This window comes from Arenibacterium sp. CAU 1754, assembly GCF_054482635.1.
In genome coordinates, this window is record NZ_JBTLRG010000002.1 from 438,273 (window position 1) to 461,814 (window position 23,542).

The 23,542-nt window shown below is 57.3% G+C and carries 20 protein-coding genes; 10 read left to right on the plus strand and 10 right to left on the minus strand.

Features of this window, described 5'->3' with window-relative positions; translation table 11 throughout:
• On the plus strand, positions 1-1,326 hold the full coding sequence (locus ACXYMO_RS08855) for a hypothetical protein (RefSeq protein ID WP_458878333.1): 1,326 nt from the start codon (positions 1-3) through the stop codon (positions 1,324-1,326).
• Here the strand turns inward: ACXYMO_RS08855 and ACXYMO_RS08860 are convergent.
• Positions 1,323-6,719 carry an AAA family ATPase gene (locus tag ACXYMO_RS08860; protein WP_458878334.1) on the minus strand — a complete coding sequence of 1,799 codons (5,397 nt, stop codon included), beginning with the start codon at positions 6,717-6,719 and terminating at the stop codon, positions 1,323-1,325. The genes ACXYMO_RS08855 and ACXYMO_RS08860 overlap by 4 nt on opposite strands.
• A 105-nt stretch (positions 6,720-6,824) precedes the next feature.
• Here ACXYMO_RS08860 and ACXYMO_RS08865 point away from each other — a divergent pair, with 105 nt between their 5' ends.
• The 4 genes from ACXYMO_RS08865 (at position 6,825) to ACXYMO_RS08880 (ending at position 13,584) form a co-directional block, all read left to right on the plus strand.
• Positions 6,825-7,637 (plus strand): gamma-glutamylcyclotransferase family protein, encoded by an 813-nt coding sequence (locus ACXYMO_RS08865; protein WP_458878335.1) that lies wholly within the window; start codon positions 6,825-6,827, stop codon positions 7,635-7,637.
• A 130-nt stretch (positions 7,638-7,767) separates the two neighbouring features.
• Positions 7,768-8,388 (plus strand): hypothetical protein, encoded by a 621-nt coding sequence (locus ACXYMO_RS08870; RefSeq protein WP_458878336.1) that lies wholly within the window; start codon positions 7,768-7,770, stop codon positions 8,386-8,388.
• A gap of 127 nt (positions 8,389-8,515) precedes the next feature.
• Positions 8,516-9,925 (plus strand): hypothetical protein, encoded by a 1,410-nt coding sequence (locus ACXYMO_RS08875; RefSeq protein WP_458878337.1) that lies wholly within the window; start codon positions 8,516-8,518, stop codon positions 9,923-9,925.
• Between the two features lie 353 nt (positions 9,926-10,278).
• Entirely contained in the window at positions 10,279-13,584 is a 3,306-nt protein-coding gene (locus tag ACXYMO_RS08880) for a calcium-binding protein (protein WP_458878338.1), read from the plus strand.
• A 104-nt stretch (positions 13,585-13,688) separates the two neighbouring features.
• On the opposite strand, the gene ACXYMO_RS08885 is transcribed toward ACXYMO_RS08880, so the two are convergent.
• The 5 genes from ACXYMO_RS08885 to ACXYMO_RS08905 form a co-directional block, all read right to left on the minus strand.
• Positions 13,689-15,062, minus strand: coding sequence for an aminotransferase (locus ACXYMO_RS08885; protein WP_458878339.1), 1,374 nt, complete (start codon positions 15,060-15,062; stop codon positions 13,689-13,691).
• Positions 15,063-15,192: 130 nt separating this feature from the next.
• Positions 15,193-15,678 carry an Lrp/AsnC family transcriptional regulator gene (locus tag ACXYMO_RS08890; protein WP_458878340.1) on the minus strand — a complete coding sequence of 162 codons (486 nt, stop codon included), beginning with the start codon at positions 15,676-15,678 and terminating at the stop codon, positions 15,193-15,195.
• A 117-nt stretch (positions 15,679-15,795) separates the two neighbouring features.
• The gene (locus tag ACXYMO_RS08895) at positions 15,796-16,302 is read right to left on the minus strand and encodes a pyridoxamine 5'-phosphate oxidase family protein (protein WP_458878341.1); all 507 of its coding nucleotides are present in this window, start codon (positions 16,300-16,302) and stop codon (positions 15,796-15,798) included.
• 1 nt (position 16,303) lies between these two features.
• Positions 16,304-16,504 (minus strand): CsbD family protein, encoded by a 201-nt coding sequence (locus ACXYMO_RS08900; RefSeq protein WP_458878342.1) that lies wholly within the window; start codon positions 16,502-16,504, stop codon positions 16,304-16,306.
• Between the two features lie 85 nt (positions 16,505-16,589).
• Complete coding sequence (locus ACXYMO_RS08905; RefSeq protein WP_458878343.1) at positions 16,590-17,300, minus strand: PRC-barrel domain-containing protein; 711 nt, start codon at positions 17,298-17,300, stop codon at positions 16,590-16,592.
• Positions 17,301-17,418: 118 nt separating this feature from the next.
• Here ACXYMO_RS08905 and ACXYMO_RS08910 point away from each other — a divergent pair, with 118 nt between their 5' ends.
• Together ACXYMO_RS08910 and ACXYMO_RS08915 are read left to right on the plus strand one after the other, a co-directional pair.
• Positions 17,419-17,556 carry a hypothetical protein gene (locus ACXYMO_RS08910; protein WP_458878344.1) on the plus strand — a complete coding sequence of 46 codons (138 nt, stop codon included), beginning with the start codon at positions 17,419-17,421 and terminating at the stop codon, positions 17,554-17,556.
• A 285-nt stretch (positions 17,557-17,841) separates the two neighbouring features.
• Positions 17,842-18,621, plus strand: a complete 780-nt coding sequence (locus ACXYMO_RS08915) for a PRC-barrel domain-containing protein (protein ID WP_458878345.1) — start codon at positions 17,842-17,844, stop codon at positions 18,619-18,621.
• Positions 18,622-18,689: 68 nt separating this feature from the next.
• Here the strand turns inward: ACXYMO_RS08915 and ACXYMO_RS08920 are convergent, their stop codons facing one another.
• Positions 18,690-19,910, minus strand: a complete 1,221-nt coding sequence (locus ACXYMO_RS08920; RefSeq protein ID WP_458878346.1) for a DUF2254 domain-containing protein — start codon at positions 19,908-19,910, stop codon at positions 18,690-18,692.
• A gap of 259 nt (positions 19,911-20,169) precedes the next feature.
• Between ACXYMO_RS08920 and ACXYMO_RS08925 the strand changes: the two genes are divergently transcribed.
• A complete protein-coding gene (locus ACXYMO_RS08925) occupies positions 20,170-20,361 on the plus strand; it encodes a PLDc N-terminal domain-containing protein (protein ID WP_458878347.1) in 192 nt (63 codons plus the stop codon).
• A 50-nt stretch (positions 20,362-20,411) separates the two neighbouring features.
• Here the strand turns inward: ACXYMO_RS08925 and ACXYMO_RS08930 are convergent, their stop codons facing one another.
• A complete protein-coding gene (locus tag ACXYMO_RS08930) occupies positions 20,412-21,140 on the minus strand; it encodes a Crp/Fnr family transcriptional regulator (RefSeq protein ID WP_458878348.1) in 729 nt (242 codons plus the stop codon).
• Here ACXYMO_RS08930 and ACXYMO_RS08935 point away from each other — a divergent pair.
• Positions 21,061-21,609: a hypothetical protein gene (locus ACXYMO_RS08935; protein ID WP_458879092.1), complete on the plus strand. Its 549-nt coding sequence runs from the start codon at positions 21,061-21,063 to the stop codon at positions 21,607-21,609. The genes ACXYMO_RS08930 and ACXYMO_RS08935 overlap by 80 nt on opposite strands.
• A gap of 308 nt (positions 21,610-21,917) precedes the next feature.
• On the opposite strand, the gene ACXYMO_RS08940 is transcribed toward ACXYMO_RS08935, so the two are convergent.
• On the minus strand, positions 21,918-22,247 hold the full coding sequence (locus ACXYMO_RS08940; protein ID WP_458878349.1) for a DUF883 family protein: 330 nt from the start codon (positions 22,245-22,247) through the stop codon (positions 21,918-21,920).
• A gap of 168 nt (positions 22,248-22,415) precedes the next feature.
• Here ACXYMO_RS08940 and ACXYMO_RS08945 point away from each other — a divergent pair, with 168 nt between their 5' ends.
• A complete protein-coding gene (locus ACXYMO_RS08945) occupies positions 22,416-22,586 on the plus strand; it encodes a DUF1328 domain-containing protein (protein ID WP_458878350.1) in 171 nt (56 codons plus the stop codon).
• Between the two features lie 100 nt (positions 22,587-22,686).
• Here the strand turns inward: ACXYMO_RS08945 and ACXYMO_RS08950 are convergent, their stop codons facing one another.
• Positions 22,687-23,499 (minus strand): response regulator, encoded by an 813-nt coding sequence (locus ACXYMO_RS08950; protein WP_458878351.1) that lies wholly within the window; start codon positions 23,497-23,499, stop codon positions 22,687-22,689.
• Positions 23,500-23,542 lie beyond the last annotated feature (43 nt).

Below are 23,542 nucleotides of genomic sequence, written 5' to 3' on the forward strand. Positions count from 1 at the left end.
ATGGCAAGCATCAGTTATCCGCTAGGTCCGGTGACTTTGCTGGATGCGCTGTTTCCCGCGGCAGATTTGGCCAATCCGTCCGTTGGCCTGACCAACAGGGAAAGCGTGATCGCGCATTACACGACAAATTCGCTGCATGCCGACGGCTTTACCGCGCCATCGGTCAACGTGAAGGCGGTGGACGGTCTTTATTGGGTCGGCATCTCGTCCGATCAGGGCAACGCCGAACTGGAACAGTTCTCCGAATACCACCGAACGATCTTTAGCGAACAGGTGGCGGGCAAAGCATTGGTCGGCGCCCAGTTGTTGAAGGATTTCGGGGTCTGGAACCCGATGGAGGGGTACCCGGTCAACGGCGATTCCGATGACGGCCTGTGCAAATGGGATGTCTTTCCGCCGCTGGGATTGAACGTCATGGGGCAGCGCGGGCTGTTGCTGATGCATTATCCGCCCTGGCAGGTGTTGCAGCAGGGCACGTTTCTCGATTGCATGACGATGCACCGCTGGGACACCGTTCTGCGGGCCAGCGGTGTGCCCGAGGACGAGGTCGGGTATTTCCGCACCATCATCGACGTCAATCCGATTGCCGCGCCGGGCGCGGGGCAAAGCGAATATCCTAACGACTATTTCCCGATCATGATGGCGTCCGCTTTTTTCGACGGGCCGGAGGATCGCAATTACATCCGAACGATGTTGCAGCTCTATCTCAACGGTCCGAATGCGACCGGCCAGACCCATACCTTGCCGCTTCTGGTGTGTGGCTCGCCGCTCTATGATCCGCAGGCGGCGGGATGGTTCCGGGTGGCCTACAAGGATGTCATGCCTACCAACGAAAACGGCACCCCCGTTACGGATGTTCTTCAGGTCGGCAAGGTCAGGATTTCGCCCGACAGCCCGCGTGAGACGCCTTACATGATCGCCAATCACATGATCGCGGCGGGCGTTACCGGCAAGTGCACGGACGATCCAAGCAAGATTCCAGACATTCGGATGTACGAAGCACAGGACCTGACCGCTGCATCGTTCCTTTATGAATATGCGCAGCAGCCCGACATTGAACCCGAGGAGGCCAAGGCAAGGGCGTGCCAGCGATGGTTCGGAAATCCCGAGGGCAACGGACCGCCAGCGCCCCCGGACCCGCACGATGCGCAAATCATCTGCGCGCTGGCGCAAATGGACCTGTTCTATTGCGCCGGTCCGCCGCCCCATCCGAAATACACATTCGACGAGGCGATGGCGCGATGTGCGGGTGCCAACAATGCGCCCTGCGGTTGCAAGATCGCCCCGCCGCCCGGTGTGAAAAATTCGATGAGCAGCTGCGACTAGTTCAGCCGTTTCCTGTCCGGATCGACATGTTCTGGTCCAAGGTCGTCTTCCAGACGGGCGGCTGCCTCGCGCAGCTTTTCGGCAGCGGCGCGGCGTTCCTGTGCAGTCATGTGCGTTGTGTCCACATTCAACTGCATATGCGGTCCCGTTGCCCGGATGGGTCGGGACGCGTGGGCCAGATTTTCGATCAGATCGACGATTTCATAGGTCTGAACCGGATGCGCGATCCCCCGCACCGTCATCTGGCCGTGTTCGGTGCACAGGACTTCGCCTTTTATCTGGGCATAGGTTTCGTTCGAAATCAGGATCTTGCCCGGATCGGCGGCACTTTCCAGCCGCGCGGCCAGGTTCACGGCACCGCCGATGATGGTGTAATCCATACGCGTTTCGCTGCCGAAATTGCCCACGGTGCAATACCCGGTGTTGATGCCCATCCGGCATTCCAGCGGGTTTTCGATTCCCTGATCCCGCCATTCCTGGCGTAGCGTGTCCAGGCGTTCGCGCATTGCTATGGCCATCTTGGCACAGGCCAGCGCGTCTTTTTGCACGCCGCGCGTTTCCGGGTCGCCGAAAAAGATCACGATCGCGTCGCCGACAAACTTGTCGATGGTGGCACCAAAGGACAGCGCCACGTCGGACATTTCCGACAGATACTGGTTCAGCAACCGCGTGAGATCCTCCGAGGCCATCCGGTCAGCGGTTTCGGTGAACCCGACGAGATCGGAGAAAAAGACCGTCAGGCGCTTGCGTTCCGAGGTTACCTTGACCTCTTTCTGGCTATCAAAAATCGACTGGTAGACCTGCGGCGACAGGTATTTTGACAACTGGTTTGCCACGGTCTCGAGGGCGGTGGATTTGCGGCTCAGTTCGGCGGTGCGGTCCTGGACCTTTTGTTCCAGATCGACATAGAGTTTCGCGTTCTCGATTGAGATCGCGGCCTGCGCCGCCAAAAGCTCGACAATGGCCACCCGCGTTTCGGGGAAGGCACCGGTGGCAAGATCGTTTTCGAGATAGATGATGCCCTCGAACTGTTCAGCCCGCACGATCGGAACGCAAATGATCGACCGCGTGTTGCGCGATGCGACATAAGGATCGGTTCCGAACTGCGACGATCCAGCAGCATCATTCAGAACCAGCGGTTTTTTCGTGCGAAGCACGTAGTTTATGACTGCCAGCGGCACCATGTCAGGTTTGGCCTGCCCCTGGCCTTCGCGTGAGATCAGTTCACTCTGTTCTGCAATGCATTCGACCTCGATCTGCAGACGTCCGTTGTCCCGACTGAGGAACACGCCGCGCTGAGCGCCAGTGCTTTCCAGCAAGGTCCGCATGGTCCGTGACAAAAGGCTGGTCAGAACGATTTCGCCCGAGATCGCCCGCGCCGCATCCATGACCGAGGCAAGATCGAGCGATTCCTGCGTGATGCTGTCGGGGTCTTTGCCGGGGGCACTCTGCGTCACTTCGGCCTGTGCAGAGCCACCGTGGAGCGCCAGTTTCTCGAGCGAGGAATGTTGTGCGTCCAGTTGCTGCACTTTGCGCGCCGCGCCCCAGCGATAATAGAGATACCGCGCAGCCGACAGATGTGCGTCGGCCGCTGTATCCAGCTCTGCACTGTGAAAGGCAGCGGCGATCAGTTCATGGATCATGGCCTGATCCCGTTGGAACCCATTCTCTGCAGCGCTGGCGATGGCCGCTTCGTAATCCCTGAAGGCGCCCATCAGGTCATCATCAAGGCGCTTCAACTCGCCCATCATGGCTAGCTCGAGATGGCGGAAATTCTGTGGGCAATTGTCCGACCAGATCGACACCTGGGCAAGATGGCGCGCCATCATATCGCGCAATTCAGGGCGTTGGTTCTTGGGGGCGTCCGGCAAATGCGCCGCATACGTCAGGAATGCGATAAACCGGAAGCGGGCGGATTGCGGCAGCGACATCACGCTGTCGATCAGGCCTTCCTGTGCATCGACATAGGGCAAAGCACCTTTGAAATCCCGGTAAAGGCAGTGGATTTCAGCCTTGTAGATGTTGTAATTTGCGACGCCGGTCATGAATTTTCGCGCCTGCATGCGCTCAAGACAGGCTTGTTCGTCAAAATCCGTGTCGGTCAGCGAAAACTGATCATCCGTGCGGCCGGCAAAATTGAGAAGCATCTGAACGAACAGCGTCCCGGAGTCGTAGCTGTCCAGATAGTTGCAGTCCTTGACGATCTGCAAGTACTTGGTCTGCTCGGAAATTGCCGTCTGCAGGTCCAGCGTCGGGTCCCAGATGATACAGTCCTGCGCATTGTAGGCGAGGTAGAGCAGATCACCGGATTTGTAGCCTGACTCGATCCCGCGCTTGAACCACTCGGTCATCGTGGTCCAGTGATTGCTCCAGTGATGAATGAACATCGTGTAGACGTAGATGATCCGGGATTTCAGACCGATATCGTCAAAGCTTTCATTCATGGCGAGCGCCAACTTGCCGTATGCATAACCCTCGGCAGGTTGGTTGAGACTGCCGCTCAGCAGCATTCCATAGGCGGCATAGGCAAAGGCGGTTTCGGTCGAGTTTCCGTATTCCAGTGACAGGTTGACGGATTTCAGAACCAGAAAGTGAAACAGGTTACCAGCGCCCGACAGGTAGGCCGCGGGAAAAATCTCCATCAACAGACCCACCGCCGCGGACATGTTAGGGTCCGTCATCCGATCGGCGTGGATCAGGTCGGCAATGTTTCGGCCAGCACGATTTCGGGCGATGGATTCGATCTCGGCGTTGACCATCGCGTCCGGGATGTCAGCGCTAATGTCGATACCCAGCAGCCGCAGACCTTGCAGCGCAGCATCGATCGATTCTTTCATCCGGCCTCGCGTGGAATAATGGCGGGTCCGCATCGACAGGATTTGCGCCTTTTCCAGCGGGGTTCGGACCTTGATCAGTGCGGTCGACAATTCGTCATCGGCCTGGTCGTGCAAACCCGTCAGATAGGCCGTCTGCGCGTAAAGTGACGACAGCTCTTTCATCAGATCGTATTGGCGCTCCCATGCGTCCTTGTGCAGAAGCGACCGGGAAAACATCAGATAGTGCAGGGCAGGCTGATAGGACGACGCATTGAGCGCAATCGTCCCGGCAGACAGGTTGAGCCGCGCCAGTTCTTCCTTTTCGCCGGCCTCGGTGATCAGGTCTTTCGCCTCGTTCAGGTGGCGCACGATCTTGATTACCCGTTCCTCGGGGGCGGCATCCCATGCCTCCTGTTGGAGCAGCCTGCCGATGGACAGGTGAACGTGCTGCTTTTCGGCGTCGTCAATCAGTTCGTAGGCCGCCTGATGCAACCGGTCGTGTTGAAACCGAAAGCGGGGGTTTACCGATGGATCCGTCAGCGCCTCGGCGTTTGCCGCCGCCTCGTCAAACAACTGGTAACCGTCATCGAGGGGCAGAATGATATTGCGCTCAAGCGCGCGCATCAGCGACAGGCCCAGTTCCCGTTTGGACCGTGGATCGACGACAGACAGTTTTTGCAGGCCGAATTCATGCCCGATGCAGGCGGCAAGCCGCAGAGTTTCCTTGGTGTCTTCGGGCAGTTTGCTGAGGTTGCCGATCAGGAACTCGACAACGCTTTCGCCGACATCGGCCCGGCTGATCGCGGTCAGGTCCCAGGTCCAGTGGCCGTTGGCACGATCAAAGCGGATCAATCCTTCCTCGACGAGGGATTTCATCAGCTCGTTCACAAAGAACGGATTGCCTTCGGTCTTATGAAACAGCAGCGCGCCGAGGTCTTTCGTGGTTTCGTAATCCGAGCGCAGAGCAGCTGTTACCATCTGGTTGACGGCAAGTTCGTCCAACGGGGCAAGTTCGACCGTGTGAACCTGGCGGGCCTTGGAGATTTCGTTTCGCGTCAACGTCAGCAAATGATTGCTGTCGACTTCGTTGCTGCGATAGGCCCCGAGGATCATCAGATTGCCAATGTCCCGTGCGGTGGCGAGTTTTTGCAGCAGGTTGAGCGTTGGGGCATCGCTCCACTGGAGGTCATCGAGATAGAGGATCAGTGGCCGGTCCTGGCGGGCCAGCAGGCGTACGAAGTTCACAAAGGTGATCTGCAACCGGTTCTGCGCCTCGGTTGATGGGAGCGCAGGGACGGGCGGTTGCGGGCCGATGATCTGTTCCAGATCGGGCACGACATCGATCAGAACCTGAGCATTCTCGCCCAGAACCTCGATCATGCTTTCGCGCCATTCGGCCAGCCGCTCCGAGGTTTCTGTGAGCAGTTCGTGAACCAGCCCGGAAAAGGCCGCTGATATGCCCGCATAAGGCTTGGCCCGTTCGAACTGATCGAACTTGCCGCGCAGAAAATATCCGCGGGTCCGCAAGATCGGTTTGTTCAATTCGTCCACGAGGGCCGATTTGCCCACGCCGGAGTATCCGGAAATCAGGCAAACCTCGGTGTCGCCCCGCTCAACATTTTCAAAAAGGGCCGAAAGCTGGGCCAGTTCCTTGTCGCGCCCGTACAGTACCTGCGGCGGACGGAACACTTCGGATATGTCCTTTTCGGCAAGCGTGAAGGGCGCGATCCTCCCGGCCCGGGAAAGCTGGCGGTGGCATTCGCGCAGATCGTGCAGCAGGCCAAAGCTGCTTTGATAGCGGTCCTCCGGGCTTTTCGCGAGAAGGCGAAGAACGATGTCCACAAGCGTCTTGGGAACGCCTGTGCCCGCGTCTTTGGGCAGTTGCGGCAGTTTCCCGATATGCGAATGGACCCATTCAAGCTGTGTTTCTGCTTTGAAGGGCAGGCAGCTGAACAGCAATTGAAAGAATACCATGCCCAGCGAGTAGAAATCAGACCGATGATCGAGATCATGTGACATCCGCCCGGTCTGTTCCGGCGAGATATAGGGCAAAGATCCTTCCAGCCGTTTGGACAGGCTTCGGTCCTGACGTTCGCGCGACAAGGTTGTGGCGATTTCGAAATTCATCAGCTTGGCGGACCAGGTGGCCTCGTCGACAAGAATGTTTTGCGGCGCGACGTTCTTGTGCACCATGTTGCGGTCATGAACCGCGTCGATGGTTTCAGTCAGTTGGATGACAAGATCCACGACCCGCTCCAGCGGCCAGTTCAGGCTGTCTTTTGCCTTCAGGTAATGCGTCAGGGGCTGTCCCGTTGCCTCGCTGATCAGTGCGGGGTTGCCGTTGCCGTGGAACTGCATTTCGCAAACCGGCAGCACGCCGCCTATCCCATTGAGATCCTTGAGAACCCAGTATTCCCGTTCAAGCCGTTTGATATCGCGAATGTCGGGAAATGATGCCGAGAGCGTCTTGATCAGTACGGTCCGCCCGCTTTCTGCATTACGGGCGTGGAACAGCGAGGTCGCGTAGTAGGATTCTATCTGCTGTTCAACTTGGTATCCGGCAATCTGTGGCTGCAAAAAATTTCCGCCTAAGCGAGAGTAAAGGCCTCTTCCCAATACAACCCACTATGTCACGGGGCGAAATTAATGCAACGTGTACGTGAGACCAGGCACATTTCGTGGATGCATATGATCAAGTATTTTGGCTACGGCTCGAACATGGATTTTACCTCGCTCAAGGCAAAGGGTGTGACCCCTTCGGCCTCGCGCCCGGCAGTATTGCGAGGGTGGCGTCTGCGGTTTAATGTCGAACATTTTTTCCGTCACGAAGGCGGCATGGGCAATATCGAATGGACCGGAAACCCGGATGACAGGGTTCTTGGCATTCTGCACTGGTGCGATGAACGGGATCTGGCCGCGTTGGACCGGGTCGAGGCCTATGGCATTGGTTATGACCGGGTTGCCGTCGATGTTGAAACCCCGGTCGGCCCGGAACAGGGTCTCGCCTATGTGGGGCTGTCGGGATACGTCAACGATGCCTGTCTGCCAACGCGGCGCTATCTGAACATTCTGGTGCGCGGGGCCGAGGCGGCGGGGCTTGACGCGGATTATGTCGCATGGCTGCGCACCCATCCCATCCTGAACTCCCGGGCGTTGCCAGAATTCAGGCATGATACCGATCTGCTGCGCATGGATCACCGCGGGCTTGAACCGCCGCTGACCGTTCTGGCAGGCGCCGTGTTCGACATGCGCGATGCGCGCGATGCGCATTGCATTGCCAGGGACTGGTTCGGGGGCAAGGACGTCACGCTGTTTCACCTCAAACGCATGGACAGCAGCGACGGAACCGAGCGCCTGCAGGACGTGATCGAGGATCGCCTGCGCCCGGATCAGCGCCTGTATCTGAACACCTACCTGCACGCGTTTGCCGACGAGTACGAATATGTCGGGACGTTTGATTATTCTTCCCTGCCAGCCCACAAACGGTTAGGTTGAAAGTATTGTTGGGGGGCAATGCATTATGAAAAAAACTGGTTTAGCATATCTGGCGGCGAGTCCGCATAGCGCCATTTCGGAACCGCTGCCGAACATCTTTTTTGTATCAGGCACGCGGGAGTGGAATTTCATGGACATGGACTGGCAGTTCAGCCGGAACATGACCGTGGTCAGGGACGGCGATGACCTGACGCTTTTCAACGCGGTGCGCCTGTCCAAGGACGGTCTGAAGCAGCTCGAACAGCTTGGCAAGATCGCCAATGTCGTGCAGCTGGGCGGTTTGCACGGGGTGGATGACGCGTTTTACCGCGACACCTATGGCGCGACTTATTGGGCGCAACCGGGTGCTGGTCAGGAAGGCGTGCCGGTCGACCGTGAACTGGTCGTCGGCGGTGATCTTCCAGTCTCCGGAGCAGAACTGTTCACCTTCCGGACGACCAAGGTGCCGGAATGCATCTTCCGGCTGGACCGTGACGGCGGGGTGCTGATCGCTTGCGACGCTTTGCAGAACTATCTCGAACCTGACGAATTTTTCAGCGAACAGTCGGCGCAAGTCATGACCGAGATGGGGTTCTTCACCCCGGCCAACGTCGGCCCGGTCTGGATGCAGGCGGCCGAGCCAGGCGGCGAGGATTTCAAACGGTTGTCCGGCATGTCGTTCAAGCACGCGTTCTGCGGTCACGGCGCACCGGTGATGGACACCGCATCCCAAGAGTACGCGGCAACATTCAAGCGCCTGTTTGACGTCTGAAACCGGCTGTTCGCCGCTTTGGCGCACGCCTGTATATTTGTGCTGACCATTTTTCGCAGGCCCCGCTCCTGCATGCCAATTTCCGGGAGTGGGGTATTTTTAAAGTACTTTATTCCTGGAGGGGGCCATGACCCGTTTATTCTATCGTACGTTCTGCCGGCTGTTTGCCGCGATTATCCTCGCTACGGGCGTTGTCCTGCCCGTGTCCGCTCAGGACGCGTCCGGCACATATACAATTCCGTTGGGCGATTATGACACGGTTGCGCGTATCTTCCCGACTGACGTGATCAATCAGAACACCGGGCAGCTTGATCCGCGATGGCTCAGGTCGCAATTGCCGCACACCATTCAGCATTACATGCTGTCGTCGCTGAAGGCCGATGGCGTGGTGCCGCCGACGTTTACTGATTTCGAAGTGGTCGATACCGGAACAGGGTATGAATTCCGATTTCGCCCTGATCCATCACAGGCGGATGCCGCGCAATTTTATCAAAGCGCCTATCCCCAGTTCATTGGGCCGGATGTCGTCGGTCAGGGGATGACCGGGGCAGAGGCCTGCCAGAAGATCGGCAGCGGGTGCTGGAACCCGCTGGGCGAGACGTTCCAGAGTTACTGGAAATTCTATCCGCCGCTCGGCCTGCCGTTTGCGCGCCAGCGGACCGTTCTTTTGACGCATTATCCGCCCTATGATTCACTTCAAGCGGGCAACTACCTGCAAAACGCGACCATGGCGCGCTGGAACCGTATCCTGAGGTCCGTGGGAGTGCCTGCGGGGACCGAGGCGCTGTATGAAAATACCATTGACGCCAACCCGATTGCGGCGCCGGGGGCGGGGCAGGGATCGGCCTATTTCCCGGTGTTGCTGGCCAGTGCCTTTTTCGATGCGCCATCGGTGGGGCGCGGATACATCACCAGCATGCTGCGGCTGATGACCCGGCCACCCCAGAACAGCGCGCGCAACGCGACCCTGCCCGAAGCGCAGCGCCTGACCGTGCCGGTCCTTGTGGTGGGCAGCCAGTCGCGCCAGCTTTGGGCGAACAAATTCCCGCAAACCGCCCGGCGCAGCAGCGGCACCAACATCCCGTATCTGAACCCGAACGATTACGGGCTGGTCACGCTGTCTCCGCGGGCGGGGGCACCGAAAACGCCGTTCATGGCGGCCAATCATCCTGACGTGGGTCTTCTGGTCGGGGATGATGCCTGCCCGGCGCAGATCGAGCCGGGGTCGTATTCCACCGAGGGGATTGTCGCGATTGAGAAAAGCGATCTGACGACTGCCTGCTTTTCCTATGAAATGGGCAAAGGGGGCCAGGACCTTGAGACTGTCGTGAACAGTTGCAAGGCAAACTGGCTGGTCGATCAGATACCGCCCGCCAATGCGGGGATCGTGTGTACCAACGGGTTGATCGACGCGACATTCAACATCACGCAGCAGGTTGACCGGTGCACCTGGCAAGAGGCCGCAACCTGGTGTGCGGCAAATGCAAACGACCTGTGTGGTCGCAAAGCAGACTGGCCCGCGTGCACGCAGAAGTGAGGGAAATCATATCCGCGTTTACATGGTTGTTATATTGCGATGTTAAGGAGTGCTGGTCACCGGGTCACAACACCCCGGTGACCGTCTGTCCCAGGCGGGGCTGACAACGATGCGTCATCGAAGTCTCGCCGGGCAAAAATTAAAAATCATTCCAAAACAATTATTTGCGCGTTTCTTTGTCTGCGCGGCTCGCTAGTGCTGCGAATATTCGACTTCAATTGATTCAAATCAATGCATGCAGTGATTGCGATGTGTCAGCTGTTCAGGTGTCATATTTGACGCGCGAACAGGGGCCCGACGGTTCCGGTTCTTGCGATCATGATTAGTGCTGATAAAGCGAAAGGAACACCCACATGAGTGACCCCATTTTAAACTTGGACCCCGACTATAAGGTCTCGCACGTTTTCAGTACTGCCGATATTGTCGGCACCTTTGATGGATTGAAACAAGGTGATGTTGAGCCGGGCGAAACACCGGTCATTGATTTCACCGCCGATCCCAAGGTCACCAAGGAAGGTGTGAACCTTTATCCGATCAACAGTGAATTCGGTTTCCTGGTAACCGATTTTGACGGCGCCATTGAAAGAGATTTTGAGGACAATCCGGAATACGAAGAAGGCTGGGCCGGCGATCTGAAGGGAGAAGGCGGGGAACAGGTGGGGCTGGTCGTGTCCGATTCTCCGACGGAAACCTTCAAGACCCCCGCAGCTTTCGGCACCTGGCTGGCCGGTATCGGCGGGAGCACGGTCAAAGCGTCTACCGAACACTATTCTGTCATGCAGAACGTTTTGTCGGACCAGCGTTATCCGGGTGATCCGCTTGCCGAATACCCGCTGGACGATCGCCTGATCGTCGTGGGCGGCGAATGGGACGGTATGGCCGTCGAAGACGTCATTCCGCTGATCACGGACAAGAATGGCGACGGTGTTGTCGATATCAAGGACGTGCTGACGCCGAACGAAAGCACGATTGTCGAAAACATCGCAGTCAGCAATGACTACTCGGTCACGCTTAAGGACGACGGCAAACTGCTCTATCGCTGGGGCAACACGGTCAAACGTCCGATCGACGTGCGGATTGAGGCGGAATTGCCGCTGCCGGATGAATGGAAAGAGCCGGACGCAAATAGCGATCTGTTGCCGCTGTTCAAGATCACGCAAGCCGAGCTGGCCACGCAGCACACGATCACCAACAACCCTAACGACCAGATCCGCCCCGAAGACTTTGAGAACGAGTCCGCGATCGGTCAGCTGCCGAGCTATGAGGTTCTGCCTGACGGCAAATGGGTGTCGGTGAACGACTATTACGCAGGTGATGGCACATTCTATCCTGCCGGAACCGTCCTCAAGGACCCGGAATTGGCCAAAGCCGCCGCAAATTCGGATTTGGGCAAGATTGGCGCGTTGTCCAGTGACCTGATGGAAGGGTTCACAAATGCCTGGTACACCACGATGGACCGGGAACCCTTTGTCGCGGTCCTGCAGGACGACGGTACTTATCTCATCGGGCCACGCTGGCGTTTGCAGCCCGACAAATATGGTCAGGACCTTCCCAGTGTTGTCATCCCGCTGGATCCCGCGCTGCCGCCCCCGCCGACAAATGACGAAGTTAAATACGAGGTTGGCACAGACACGCAGACCGTGATCAACCTGTTGGACTGGGAAAGCACGGTTTCGCCGTTGTCGATCAGCGCGGGCTGGCAGATGAATTCCGGCAACGTGTCGGGCAACGGTATGAACATGACCGAAAACTTTGATGTGACCTTTTACATCAAGGGCGACATCAAGCCGGCAACGATCTACAGCACCGAATTGCTGATGGATTACGAAGAAATCACCATTCACGATGCCGATGCGGTCGTGTCGGGTGCGGGTGAGGATGATTATCTGGTCGGGCAGGGTGGCAACACCTTTACCGGCGATGCGGGGTCGGTTGAAAGGGGCAAGGACTTCTTCGTTCTGTCCTATGGTGTCATTGGCAACCTGGCCCAAATCCAGACCAGCACAATTCTGGATTTCGAAGTTGGCAAGGATACGATCGGCCTTATCGATCTGAATATCAGCGACACGAACTTTGACGATCTGGTCACCCAGACTGTCGATAACGGTGATCTGAAGATCAGCCTTGGCGGCTTTGAGGTTGCAAGCCTGACGGGTGTGACAGAATCTCTGGAATTCGAGGATTTTGTCCTGATCAACCGGAACATTCTGCATGTCGCTGGCTCCAAGCTGGATGATTACCTGGTGGGAACGGACTATGATGATTTCCTGAAGGGTAAGGACGGCGACGACACGATCCTTGGCTTGGCTGGCGACGACCGGCTGAATGGCGGAGATGGCGATGACACGCTGGACGGGGGCGCAGACAATGACGTTCTCATCGGCGGTACCGGCGCTGATACCCTGATCGGCGGCGAAGGTATCGACCGGGCACTGTACATCGACGCGACAGCGGCGGTGACTGTCGATCTGCTGAGCGGAACTGGCACTGGCGACGAAGCCGAAGGCGACACGCTGACAGGCATCGAGATCGTTTCCGGATCAGATTTCGACGACACGCTGATTGGCGATGACGGTGACAACACGCTGATCGGCAATCTGGGCGATGACACGCTGATCGGGAACCTGGGTCGCGATACCCTGCGCGGCGACGGCGGTGCTGACACGCTGAATGGTAGCAAAGGTATTGATACTGCGTCTTACGTGACATCAGCCGCGGCCGTGACCGTCAACCTCGGGGCCGGAACTGCAACCGGGGGCGATGCCACCGGCGACGTTCTGATCAATATCGAGGGTGTCGATGGCTCTAGCTTCAATGACGTCCTGACAGGGGATGCCAAAGGCAACTATCTCGACGGCAAAATCGGCGACGACACCCTCGCCGGTGGCGATGGCGATGATGTGCTGACAGGCGGCAACGGCGCAGATGCGCTGGATGGCGGTGCCGGGGTTGATCGCGCTGACTATGGCGCCTCTTCGGACGCTGTAACGGTTGATCTGACAGCCGGTACCGGTCTGGGCGGCGAAGCCGAAGGCGATACGCTGACGGGTATCGAAAACGTCTCCGGTTCAAAGTACGGCGACACGCTGACCGGTGACGCGCTTGGCAACAAGCTGGTTGGTCAGGACGGCGACGATGTTCTTGACGGCGGTGCCGGCGACGATGTGCTGATTGGTGGTCTTGGCGCCGACCTGATGGTTGGTGGTGACGGCATCGATAAGGTGACCTATGTCACTGCGGGCAGCGGGATTATCGTTGACCTGGAGTTGGGTGCGGGAACACGTGGCGACGCCGATGGCGATACTTTGTCCTCCATCGAAAATGTCGTCGGGTCCAAGTATTCGGACTTGATCATCGGATCCGCCGACAACAACGAACTCAGCGGACTTGACGGCAACGACATCCTTGATGGCGGTGCAGGAGATGACGTCCTGTTCGGTGGTGACGGCAATGACCAGTTCGTCTTCAACCTCGGCAACGATACGTTGAATGGTGGCGCGGGGGATGACACCGCGTTCTACGATGGTGTTCAGGCCGACTTTACCGTGGTCGACAATGGTGGCGGATCGTGGTCGGTCACCGACATCGCGACCGGTGACATCGACACGCTGATCGGCATCGAGACTTTGCACTTTGACGATGTCGATATGATCGCCTGATAACAAAAGGGGCGCCCTGGTTCGTGCCGGGGCGCCCTATATTCTAAGGCCAATGAGCTTTTGATCGTCCGGGAGGTGTTCCCCCGGGCGTTTTCATTTCAAGATCACCCGAGAACGGATTTGACCGCGCGCGCGGTCGCGGCAACGATCGTGTCGGCCTGTTCCTGCGTCAGGCAGAACGGCGGGGCAAAGCCCAGGATGTCCCCCTGCGGCATGGCCCGCGCGATGATGCTGTCCTGTTCCAGCAGGGCGGCGGAAATCTGTGGCCCGATCTTTTTCATGGGTTCAAAGAATTTGCGGCTGTCCTTGTCCTCGACAAATTCGACGGCGCACAACATGCCTTCACCACGCACGTCGCCCACATGGGGATGATCAGCCAATGCGTCAGCCATCGCCGTGTTGAGATAGCTGCCAACCTTGCCTGCGTTGCCAACCAGATCAAGATCATCCAGAAGGGTCAGGTTGGCCACACCGGCCGCCGCCCCGATGGGGTGCGCCGAGTAGGTCCAACCGTGTCCGATGGGCCCGTTTTCATCCGTGCCCTGCATCAAGACCTGCCACATCTTGTCGGATATGATGGAGCCCGACAGCGGCGCATAGGCCGAGGTCAGACCCTTGGCGATGGTGATGATGTCCGCCTCGATCCCATAGTGGTCCGATCCGAACATGCTGCCCAATCGGCCAAAACCGGTGACGACCTCATCGGCAACGAGAAGGATATCGTGCTTTTTCAGAACGTCCTGAATAGCGGCCCAATATCCCGCCGGCGGCGGAACGATGCCGCCGGTCCCCAGCACCGGTTCACCGACAAAGGCCGCGATGGTGTCGGCGCCTTCCTGCTCGATCAGCGCCTCAAGGTCGGACACGCATTGGGCGACGAATTGTTCTTCGCTCTGGCCCAGGTCCTTGCGGCGGAAATAATCTGGCGCGGTCGTGTGCAGAACCTGTTCGACAGGCAGGTCGAATTTCTTGTGGAATAGCTCCAGCCCGGTCAGCGAGCCGGTAACCAACCCGGACCCATGATACCCGCGCCAGCGCGAAATGATCTTTTTCTTTTCGGGGCGCCCAAGGATGTTGTTGTAGTACCAGATCAGTTTGACATTGGTTTCATTCGCATCCGATCCGCCCAGTCCGAAATAGACCTTGGACATGTTTTTTGGGGCACGGTCCAGGATCATCTTGGACAGGGTGATCGACGCTTCGGTTCCGTGGCCAACGTATGAATGGTAATAAGCCAGCTCGCGCGCCTGATCGGCGATTGCGTCGGCGATTTCGGTCCGGCCATAGCCGACGTTCACACAATACAGTCCCGCGAACCCGTCCATCAGGCGGTTGCCGTCGCGATCCTCGATAAACACACCCGAGGCCGTGCGAATGACCCGGTTGGGGCTTTCGCCGCGCGCATGCTGTGCCAGATGTGTTGAGGGATGGAAAAAATTGTCGCGATCCCACTGTTCCAGTTCGTCATTTCTGAGCATTGATGATCCTTCGTTGGTGGCAAAAACCTTGCCACTTGCATGGTCGGATTTTTGCAAATCATGCGCCGCAGATGGGGCTGAATTCGCGGGCGGGCATAGATGAAACCACTATCTTGCGGGGCAAATATGGTTATTTCGACTGCTCGCCGAACAGCATCTCCAACGGGGGAAGCGCGCCGCCCTTGACGGGTTTGGTGACGACATAGGTGAAATACCGGGCCAGTCCGATTTTGGAGTCCAGCAGCGTGTCGATCAGTGTCTGGTAGCTGTCGATGTCGCGCGTGATGACCTGAAACAGATAATCGAACCCGCCCCCCAACGCCCAGCAGGCAGTGATTTCATCCTGACGTTTGATGGCATCCTCGAACTTGCGAAAATGGGCGGCGGTGTGTCCGGTCAGCTCGGCCGCGACGAAAACCGTCACGTGCGGACCCAGCTTGCGCAGGTTCACTTCGGCCCGATACCCTTCGATCAACCCGGCCTCTTCCAGCTTTTTCAATCGTTGCCAGGTTGGGGTTGGCGACAGCCCGACCTTTTCGGCCAGCGCTGCTTTGGTGATCCGCCCATCGCGATGCAGAATGCGCAAGATGGCGAGATCACGTGCGTCAAGGTTCATGGTCGTTCGTCCGAAATCTGAAAGGTTCTTTCAGATAGCAGGTGGGCGCGTCGCTGTCTTGGGCCTATCGGTACAGAAAAAGACGGGCGCCTGTGGCGCCCGTCCCGGATGTTTTAGTTACGCGGCTGCGCCGAAATTCAGGACAACGTGGTCCCCAACGTCTGGCTTGCGTTCGTCTGACATCAGGGCGCGGGCCAGTTCGAAACCGAACTTCAAACCGCTGGTTGTCGATTGCCAGATCGACGCCTCGGCCAAGGGCATTTCTAAAAGAACCGCTTCGGGATCTTCCGGGCCGCCGTCGAACCAAGCGCCGACCATGGGCGACCACAGTTCCTTGAGCTTGGCCTGGTTTTCACTGGCCATGATGGGGCCGGACACGCAGGCGTAAAACCCTTTGTCTTCGTTCGTCAGCGTGTAATGCGCCTGCCCGCCCAGACCGACGGCCTTGGCCAGATCGGTGTCGCGGGCAGTGATGAAGCGCAGGGTCTTCTCATCCGCGTCGGCAAAGTGCGTCATTGGCTGGAAATGCTGGCCCGAGCCCGTGATGCCGAGCATCCCGGTCCGGGTATCTTCCAGCACGTCAAACAGGGTCTTGCTGGCTTCTGATTTTGAAATCCCGGTCATATCAAGCAGCCTTGTTCAGCCACTTTTCGACTTCGTCGTGGACTTCTTCCTTGGTCTTTCCATAGCGCTCGCGAATAATGCCTTCGAGCTTTTCACGGTCACCGTCGACTTTGGCGACATCATCATTGGTAAGTTCACCCCATTCGGACTGAATCTCACCCGTCATCTGTTGCCATTTGCCTTTGATTTGGTCCCAGTTCATATCAACCTCCTGGTTAAATTTGCGTCTGCTTACCAACGCGCCCCGGACGAAGTCGTTCCGTCCGAGGCGCGGTTTTTGTCAGAAATCACACCGGCAGAGCGAAATATGTGCGCACCGTATCGATCCAGTGCCGATCGACCTGATCGAGTGTTTCGATCTGCGGTGCCTTGGACAATTGTTCTTCGTTCAACGCGACGACGATGTGCGTTTCCTGGTCGGCGATATGGCGGAAAACCTCGATCGGGAGCACCAGTTGGCGGCCTGGCAGGCGTTTGCCGTTGTCGACGACCATGTGTGAGATGGCCTGTTTTTCAGGGTCATACAGCAGGTCTTCCAACGTGCCCAACTGCCCCTCGGTGCCGAACACCTCAAGCTTGCTCCATTTGCTGAAGCGGGCGAATTGTATTGCCGGTTCAGGGTCGGCGACCTGACTTTTGGAATGTACGACCATGCCAGCGGCGGCCAGCTGCGGAGAAACCGTGTTCCCAAACGGGCCAATTACAATCGGCGGCAGCATTCCGAACAGGTTTACACCGTCGTTCCAGGACGACAGGCGCGGCGCCACGTCCAGATCCGCCTTTGTCACAGAAAGATCCATCTGGCGGTCATCGGTGTTGATATCGCGCACGTGGTCAGCCGAGACAAGAGCCCCCTGCTGATCGAACCATCCGGACATATCCAGCATCAGATGCTTGAGCCGCCAATCGCTGGCCGAAAAGAAAATATCGACGACATTCACCTTCTCTTCGTCAATCGGTGTCGTGTAACGGGTCATGTCACTTAGTGGAATTAGCATTTCATACCTCCTGAAGTTTCAACGTCCTGTTTCGTAAAAAGTTCCGGGAACTTTTCAGACGTTCATCGGGTTTGGCCCCATGGTCCGAGGGGGATCACACGGCGAAAGGAAGGCCCGAATGCTTGCGCAACAAATTGTATCCGTTCTGTCCATCCTGGTGATGCTGGCCGTTCTTTTTCATGCGGTCAGATATGTGAGGGCGGCGCAGAAAACCCGCAAGAAAACACTGGGCGGAAAAGATTTATTTATCTGGTAACCATTATGCCAATTCGCTGCTGCGAACTCAGTGCTACGTCATTTGACACAGCTTTTTTGGCCCGCGGGACATGTCAGCATGCCGTCGAGTGGTTTGTTTTTCGGCTGTGCCTCACCATAATGTTAAATCACTGTTTTTGAATGCAATGTCATAGATTAACTCCGTCACCTCTCCAATTTTTTCTGTTGAAAGTTTCGCAACAATTTTTGGAACCGTCCGGTGCGCCGCGTGTTGTTCATCCCAGAGCCACACATACTTGGCCGACACCAAAAAGGAGTTAAATCAATGAAGAATCTTTTGATGAGCACTGCAATCATCGCAGCCAGCGCAACCACCGCATTTGGCGAAGCGCACACAAGCGAAACATTCCGTAGCGAAGCAACCCCGATGGACATTCATGCATCCGAATTCATCGGTATGCGAGTCTACACCGCCGAAAATCCGGGCGATGCATATGAAGGTGTCCAGACCGAGTGGGACGATATCGGCGAAATCAACGACGTTGTCCTGTCGCGTGACGGCACAATCGATGCGGTCCTCGTCGACATCGGTGGGTTTCTGGGCATTGGCGAACGTCAGATCGCCGTAAACATGAAGGCCATCAAATTCGTGGGCGACAACGAAACGCCGGATGACGACAGCGATTTCTTTCTCGTGATGGACGGCACCCGCGCGGTGTTGGAAGAGGCCCCTGAATACAGCTGGTCGAAAGACGACAGCATGGAAATGACGAGCGAGAAGAACGCGGACAGTGCGATGACGTCGCGAGAGGGGTTTGCGACCGTCCGGGTGGATACGCTTACGACCGAAGAGCTGACCGGCGCATCGGTCTATGACGCCCAGGGCAACTGGATCGGCGAAGTGTCCGAACTGATCATGGAAGGCAACGACAAGATCGACCGCGCCATCGTGGACGTTGGCGGCTTCCTGGGCATGGGTGAAAAGCCTGTCGCCATGGCCGCAAGTGAGCTGGAAATCATGACGTCGAAAGACGGCGATGAGATCCGCGTTCACGTGAACAAGACCAAAGAGCAGCTGGAAGAAATGGCGACTTACGAAAAGTAAGGCCGACTCAACCAGTTTAACCAGTGCCGGGGCCCGCAGCGATGCGGGCCCTTGTTTGATTCAAAGGGTCAGGTCGCAGCCGGTTCCATGGTCTTGCGGAACGTGCTCAGGACGTTCCTGTTTTGATCGGACTCGATTTCTTCGGCCATTTTATCCAGCAATTTGCACATATGCCGGTGACACAGCTCATCGGTTTTCGCGTAGATGTGCGATGCGCCGAACCCGGTTTCCAACAGGTCCTGAAACGTGACCGGATCCAGATGCACGCGCCCGTCCTTCACAGGACGCAGGCCGCCTTGATGGTTCGCGGCCGTCAGGCCGGCCGAATACAGCCAGTTCAGGCAGTTGATCGCGGTAAACGGATCATTCACACCGGGCGACAGGGCCCGTGCGATCATTTCAACCAGCTGGTCCACGATGAACAAAAGGTTCTGATGTTCCGTCCGGCTGTGCCCGATGGCGAAACAGGCGCGCAGGTCTTTACAGGTGTCCTCATCCTGTTTTGCGCCCCAGACGTTCAGCGCAGGCGTATCCTCGCTCACAAAGGCGCCGACAGGGCAGGGAAGCTGGATCACCAGATCCTTTTCCTGCGCGATCTCTTCGAGATGCGATTTGTTCAGCGTCTGAACGTATCCTGACGAGGTCAGGCACAATACCTGATCGGGTTCGCAATCCGGGATTGGCACGTTTTTCGCGTCATCGGAATTCTGCGATGCGATCAGGGTCTTTATCTCACGCGTCAGGCGATTGCCCAGAGCTGCGGAAATGTTGGAAACATTGATCAACTCGGGGATGTGGTGGACGAAGAAGATCACCGTGATGACCGAAACGAAGGTCAGAACAAGCGCCAGGGCGATCGAGTAATGGGGAACAAAGGCCGTGCCCTCGATCGGGTTTTGGATCGCGCGGGTGATCAGCAGGGCATAAACAAAAGTGGCGATCAGGATCCCCAGGCTCCACTGATTGCCGCGGTCCCGCATGAAATTTCCGATCAGCCGGGGACCGAAATTTCCCGATGCAAAAGACACGGCGACCATCGTCATCGAGAACATGACGCCGGCCACGCCAAATACGGATTGTGAAATGATGCTCATCAAAGACCGTGCGCCGTCAACCTGGGTGTTGCTCAGACCTTTGGGCAATTGCACCGGGATCAGATCGGCATGTCGGTCAAGGTAGAGCATACCCGACGCCAACAGGATGGCGACAAGAACCAGTGAGGAGGGCAGAAACCAGTAGCTGGCGCGAATGTCCTGTAACAGCTTGATCAGATAGGCACGAGAACCCATCGCTCAGGCCCCCGTCCCGGGAACGCGATTGTCGCCCGACATCGCATTTTCACGCGGTGTGTTCATCATGATGTGCTGCCTTGTTGCCATAGGGCGCGATCCGCCATTCGGTTTCTTTCAGACTGCCACAGGATTCCTGCCGTGGCGATGGAACTTATCGGGGTCCTGCGCGTTGAGTGGGTACAAACATGTTCGGAAGCCAAGCGAACGGATAACTCCGCCGCGGCGCCGAAGCTTTAAGAGAGACGGGAGATTTATCATGTTGGAAGTCACAGGATTAGGCGGACTTATCATTCTGGCGCTGGACATCTGGGCCATCGTTTCGATCATTGGCTCGTCGGTCACGACCGGTAAAAAGGTGCTGTGGACGCTCCTGGTACTGGTGCTGCCGATCGTCGGCTTTATCATCTGGCTGCTGGCCGGGCCGCGTTCGAGCGCGACACACGTCTGAACGCCAAAGCGAAAAGACACGGGAAAAACGGGCCTTTCGGGCCCGTTTTTTTACAGGATTGGACGTTTGGGGACGGGGTCGCACGTGACATTCGCAAACTCTGCCAAAGCGTCCGTATCATGGATTTGCAACAGGTTGTCCGACCAACTCGCCAGTTGCTTTTTCTTGAGACTGGCAAGGGTTTTGTTCGTATGAACCAGGGACAGGCCCAAGGCATCGGCCAGGTCCTGCTGACGATACGGCAGTTTCATCGCACCATTCTGAACCATGCCCAGGGACTGACCGCGCCGGAACACGCGCAGCAGGGCCCAGGCAATGGATTCGACTGCAGTGCGCTGTCCCAGTGACACAAGTGTTTCGCCCAGAAAATGTTCTTCGACGGCTGCGAGCCATGTCAGATCAAAGGCGCGTTCGGGTTGGCCTTTGAACAGGGACCAGATGCCTGAACGGTCAAACACACAGAGTGTCATCGCGGTCGTCGCTTCGACGGAGTGACCCATTTCACCCATGATGCCAGCCTGAAGTCCGATGAAATCGCCGGGAAAGATGAAATTCACGACCTGGCGGTCACCACTCTCGGTTGTCTTGTACCGCAGACCCATGCCGCTGAGCGCGGTGAAGAGTTGCGGGCTGTTTGACCCCTCCATCAGGATCGGTGTTCCTGACTCGACGGCCATTTCGCCGACCTTGAACCGGGTCATGAACCGGATTTCTTCATCGGTCATTCCGACAAAGGCCTCACGTCTGCGCAACGGGCAATTTTCGCATTTCACAGTCATGTTTTTCTCCGTTGCTATGTCACAGTTAAATGCAGCAATTTTTCAATATTGCTATTCGCAGTCTTTACCTTCGGGGAGACCGCCAATGCAGCAGGACCTATTTGTTATCGATCCGCATCCCGTTGTCGCCATGGATTTGTCGATGACGTTGGCTGACTGCGTCCCCCAAGGGGTCGTCCATATCTATGCCAACTTGGCCGAAGCATTGGAAACACGTCAGGGGTCAGAACCGGCATTGGTCGGGATCATCGCCGCGCCGAACGAAATTCCGGCGCGGCGGCAACTGAAACGTGCAATCGGGGCTTTGGCCCGCAATCTTGTCATCGTCGCTGACGATGTGCATGTCTGCGAAGAGATCTCAGCTGAATGCGTGTTTGTCCAAAGACCATTCAGCACCAAGATGATTTCGGACGCCCTTATGACGCTGGGCGTTTGTCGGCAGATGCGCCCGCCTGTACCCCAAACATGAACGCCTGAAGAAGCGGTGGTGCATCGCTGGGCGGTGCCTTCTGCGACGGTGTCGCCGCATGCAAGCCGCTGTCGTTGGAGTGATGCGACCCCTGGCCCAGACCAATTGCGACAATGATCAGACCCAGCCCCGCATAGGCGGACCCGATGATCGCCGCCGCTGTGCCCGATCCATGGGCGAGAGACAGGAAAATCCACGCTGACGCGGTCAGGAAACCGACGCCAACAGCGAAACACAGCAGCCCCGCCGAAAGCAGGGCCGCTCTGCGCGCCGCCCGAGCGGCGGCATTTTTGACGCCGGACAACATCTTAGCGACGGCTGCTCAGGTAACCGACGAGAAAGCCAAGGCCAGCGGCGATTCCCAGCGCGGCACCGGGTTGGGTTTTCACAAAATCGTTGGCCTGTGCCTGCGCTTCATGGGCGCGCTCGGACACGTATTCAGCAGCTTTTGCGCCCTTTTCTCGGGCGACGTCGGCCTGCTGCGCGGCGGCGTCCTTCAGCTCGGCTGTCTTTGTTTTGCCAAGCCCGGCAATGGTGCCGGACAAATCACTCAGGTCATTGCGCAAGATTGCGATTTGTTCGCTCAGATCAGCGACGGTGGTGTCGGCTTTCGAACCATTTGTGGATGTACGTGCCATTGTGGCCTCCTTTTGAATTCCGATTGAAAACCCAACGCCATTCCCCGGCAAAAGGTTCCCTGCAAATTTGATTATGGAAATTGGGAACTTTCTGCCCGGCGTTGTCGTTATTTGAACATGACGCGGCACAAACGCCGCATATCGAACCAAAGCCGAGAGGAATTTGTCATGCTTTATTGGGCACTTATGTTTTTCGTCGTTGCAATCATCGCTGCTGTCTTTGGTTTCGGCGGCATCGCCAGCGCGTCGGCGGGTATCGCGCAGATCCTGTTCGTGATCTTCATTGCGCTGTTCGTGCTGACGCTGATCGTACGCGCCATGCGTAGCGCTTCGCGCTGAACCAAAAGCAGTCCACCTAATGAAAAACAATGCGGCGGCGCCGGGAAGGCGCCGCCGCATTCATTCGTTCATGCATCGCTTTTGGTGGGAACGGACCGGATCAGGTCTTCAACGTCTCGGTCGAGGCAAAGAACATCGCCTGGCTAACGGCGGATTTGACCTGATCTTCCTTGTAAGGTTTGGAAATCAGGAACGCGGGTTCCGGGCGGTCGCCGGTCAGCAGACGTTCGGGGAACGCGGTGATGAAAATGACAGGGGTGTCACCAATATCTCTCATCAGGTCATTCACGGCGTCGACGCCGGACGAATTGTCGGCCAGCTGAATATCAGCAAGGATCAGGTCGGGCCGGGTTTCATTTCCCAATTCCACGGCGCTTGTGCGCGTGCGCCCCACGCCGGTGACGGTATGGCCCAAGTCCGAAACAATTGCGCTCAGGTCCGCGGCGATGATCGGTTCGTCCTCGATGATCAGGATGCGGCCGGATATGCTGCTGCGCATGTCGTTCTGAGCAACGGAGATCAAATGGCGCACCTCGTCGGTTTCGACATCCATGATCGTCGCAATGTCCTTTATAGAAAACTCTTCCACGGTGGACAGCAAAAGCGCTTCACGCGTGTTCGTTTCCAGGCTGGCCAAATGCTCTTGCGCCCGTGCCAGTGGGCCGCTGTCTTCGCTGGCGGTCGGGGCGCCAGCACTTGCCCAGATGGCATGAAAATACTTGAACAGCCCGGCGCGGACGGAAATGTCATCTTCGAAAACCGAGCGGTCCTGAAGGATCGTTTCGAGAGTCGCGACCGCATATCTGTCACCGCTCGACTGTGCCCCCGTCAGGGCGCGCGCATACCGGCGCAGGTAAGGCAGCTCGGCTGCGATCTGATCTGACAGGTCCGGGGACGTTTGCGTGTTTGACATTTTTTTCGCCTTTTTGTCGAATTCGATGGAACCAAACGTGCGA

Coding starts and splice junctions, on each gene's coding strand:
- ACXYMO_RS08885 (WP_458878339.1), bottom strand. CDS start 15,062: ATGCTCAGAAATGACGAACTGGAACAGTGGGATCGCGACAATTTTTTC.
- ACXYMO_RS08855 (WP_458878333.1), top strand. CDS start 1: ATGGCAAGCATCAGTTATCCGCTAGGTCCGGTGACTTTGCTGGATGCG.
- ACXYMO_RS08915 (WP_458878345.1), top strand. CDS start 17,842: ATGAAGAATCTTTTGATGAGCACTGCAATCATCGCAGCCAGCGCAACC.
- ACXYMO_RS08910 (WP_458878344.1), top strand. CDS start 17,419: ATGCTTGCGCAACAAATTGTATCCGTTCTGTCCATCCTGGTGATGCTG.
- ACXYMO_RS08870 (WP_458878336.1), top strand. CDS start 7,768: ATGGACATGGACTGGCAGTTCAGCCGGAACATGACCGTGGTCAGGGAC.
- ACXYMO_RS08935 (WP_458879092.1), top strand. CDS start 21,061: ATGAACCGGATTTCTTCATCGGTCATTCCGACAAAGGCCTCACGTCTG.
- ACXYMO_RS08950 (WP_458878351.1), bottom strand. CDS start 23,499: ATGTCAAACACGCAAACGTCCCCGGACCTGTCAGATCAGATCGCAGCC.
- ACXYMO_RS08890 (WP_458878340.1), bottom strand. CDS start 15,678: ATGAACCTTGACGCACGTGATCTCGCCATCTTGCGCATTCTGCATCGC.
- ACXYMO_RS08905 (WP_458878343.1), bottom strand. CDS start 17,300: ATGCTAATTCCACTAAGTGACATGACCCGTTACACGACACCGATTGAC.
- ACXYMO_RS08880 (WP_458878338.1), top strand. CDS start 10,279: ATGAGTGACCCCATTTTAAACTTGGACCCCGACTATAAGGTCTCGCAC.
- ACXYMO_RS08945 (WP_458878350.1), top strand. CDS start 22,416: ATGCTTTATTGGGCACTTATGTTTTTCGTCGTTGCAATCATCGCTGCT.
- ACXYMO_RS08925 (WP_458878347.1), top strand. CDS start 20,170: ATGTTGGAAGTCACAGGATTAGGCGGACTTATCATTCTGGCGCTGGAC.
- ACXYMO_RS08930 (WP_458878348.1), bottom strand. CDS start 21,140: ATGACTGTGAAATGCGAAAATTGCCCGTTGCGCAGACGTGAGGCCTTT.
- ACXYMO_RS08865 (WP_458878335.1), top strand. CDS start 6,825: ATGCATATGATCAAGTATTTTGGCTACGGCTCGAACATGGATTTTACC.
- ACXYMO_RS08895 (WP_458878341.1), bottom strand. CDS start 16,302: ATGACCGGGATTTCAAAATCAGAAGCCAGCAAGACCCTGTTTGACGTG.
- ACXYMO_RS08940 (WP_458878349.1), bottom strand. CDS start 22,247: ATGGCACGTACATCCACAAATGGTTCGAAAGCCGACACCACCGTCGCT.
- ACXYMO_RS08900 (WP_458878342.1), bottom strand. CDS start 16,504: ATGAACTGGGACCAAATCAAAGGCAAATGGCAACAGATGACGGGTGAG.
- ACXYMO_RS08920 (WP_458878346.1), bottom strand. CDS start 19,910: ATGGGTTCTCGTGCCTATCTGATCAAGCTGTTACAGGACATTCGCGCC.
- ACXYMO_RS08875 (WP_458878337.1), top strand. CDS start 8,516: ATGACCCGTTTATTCTATCGTACGTTCTGCCGGCTGTTTGCCGCGATT.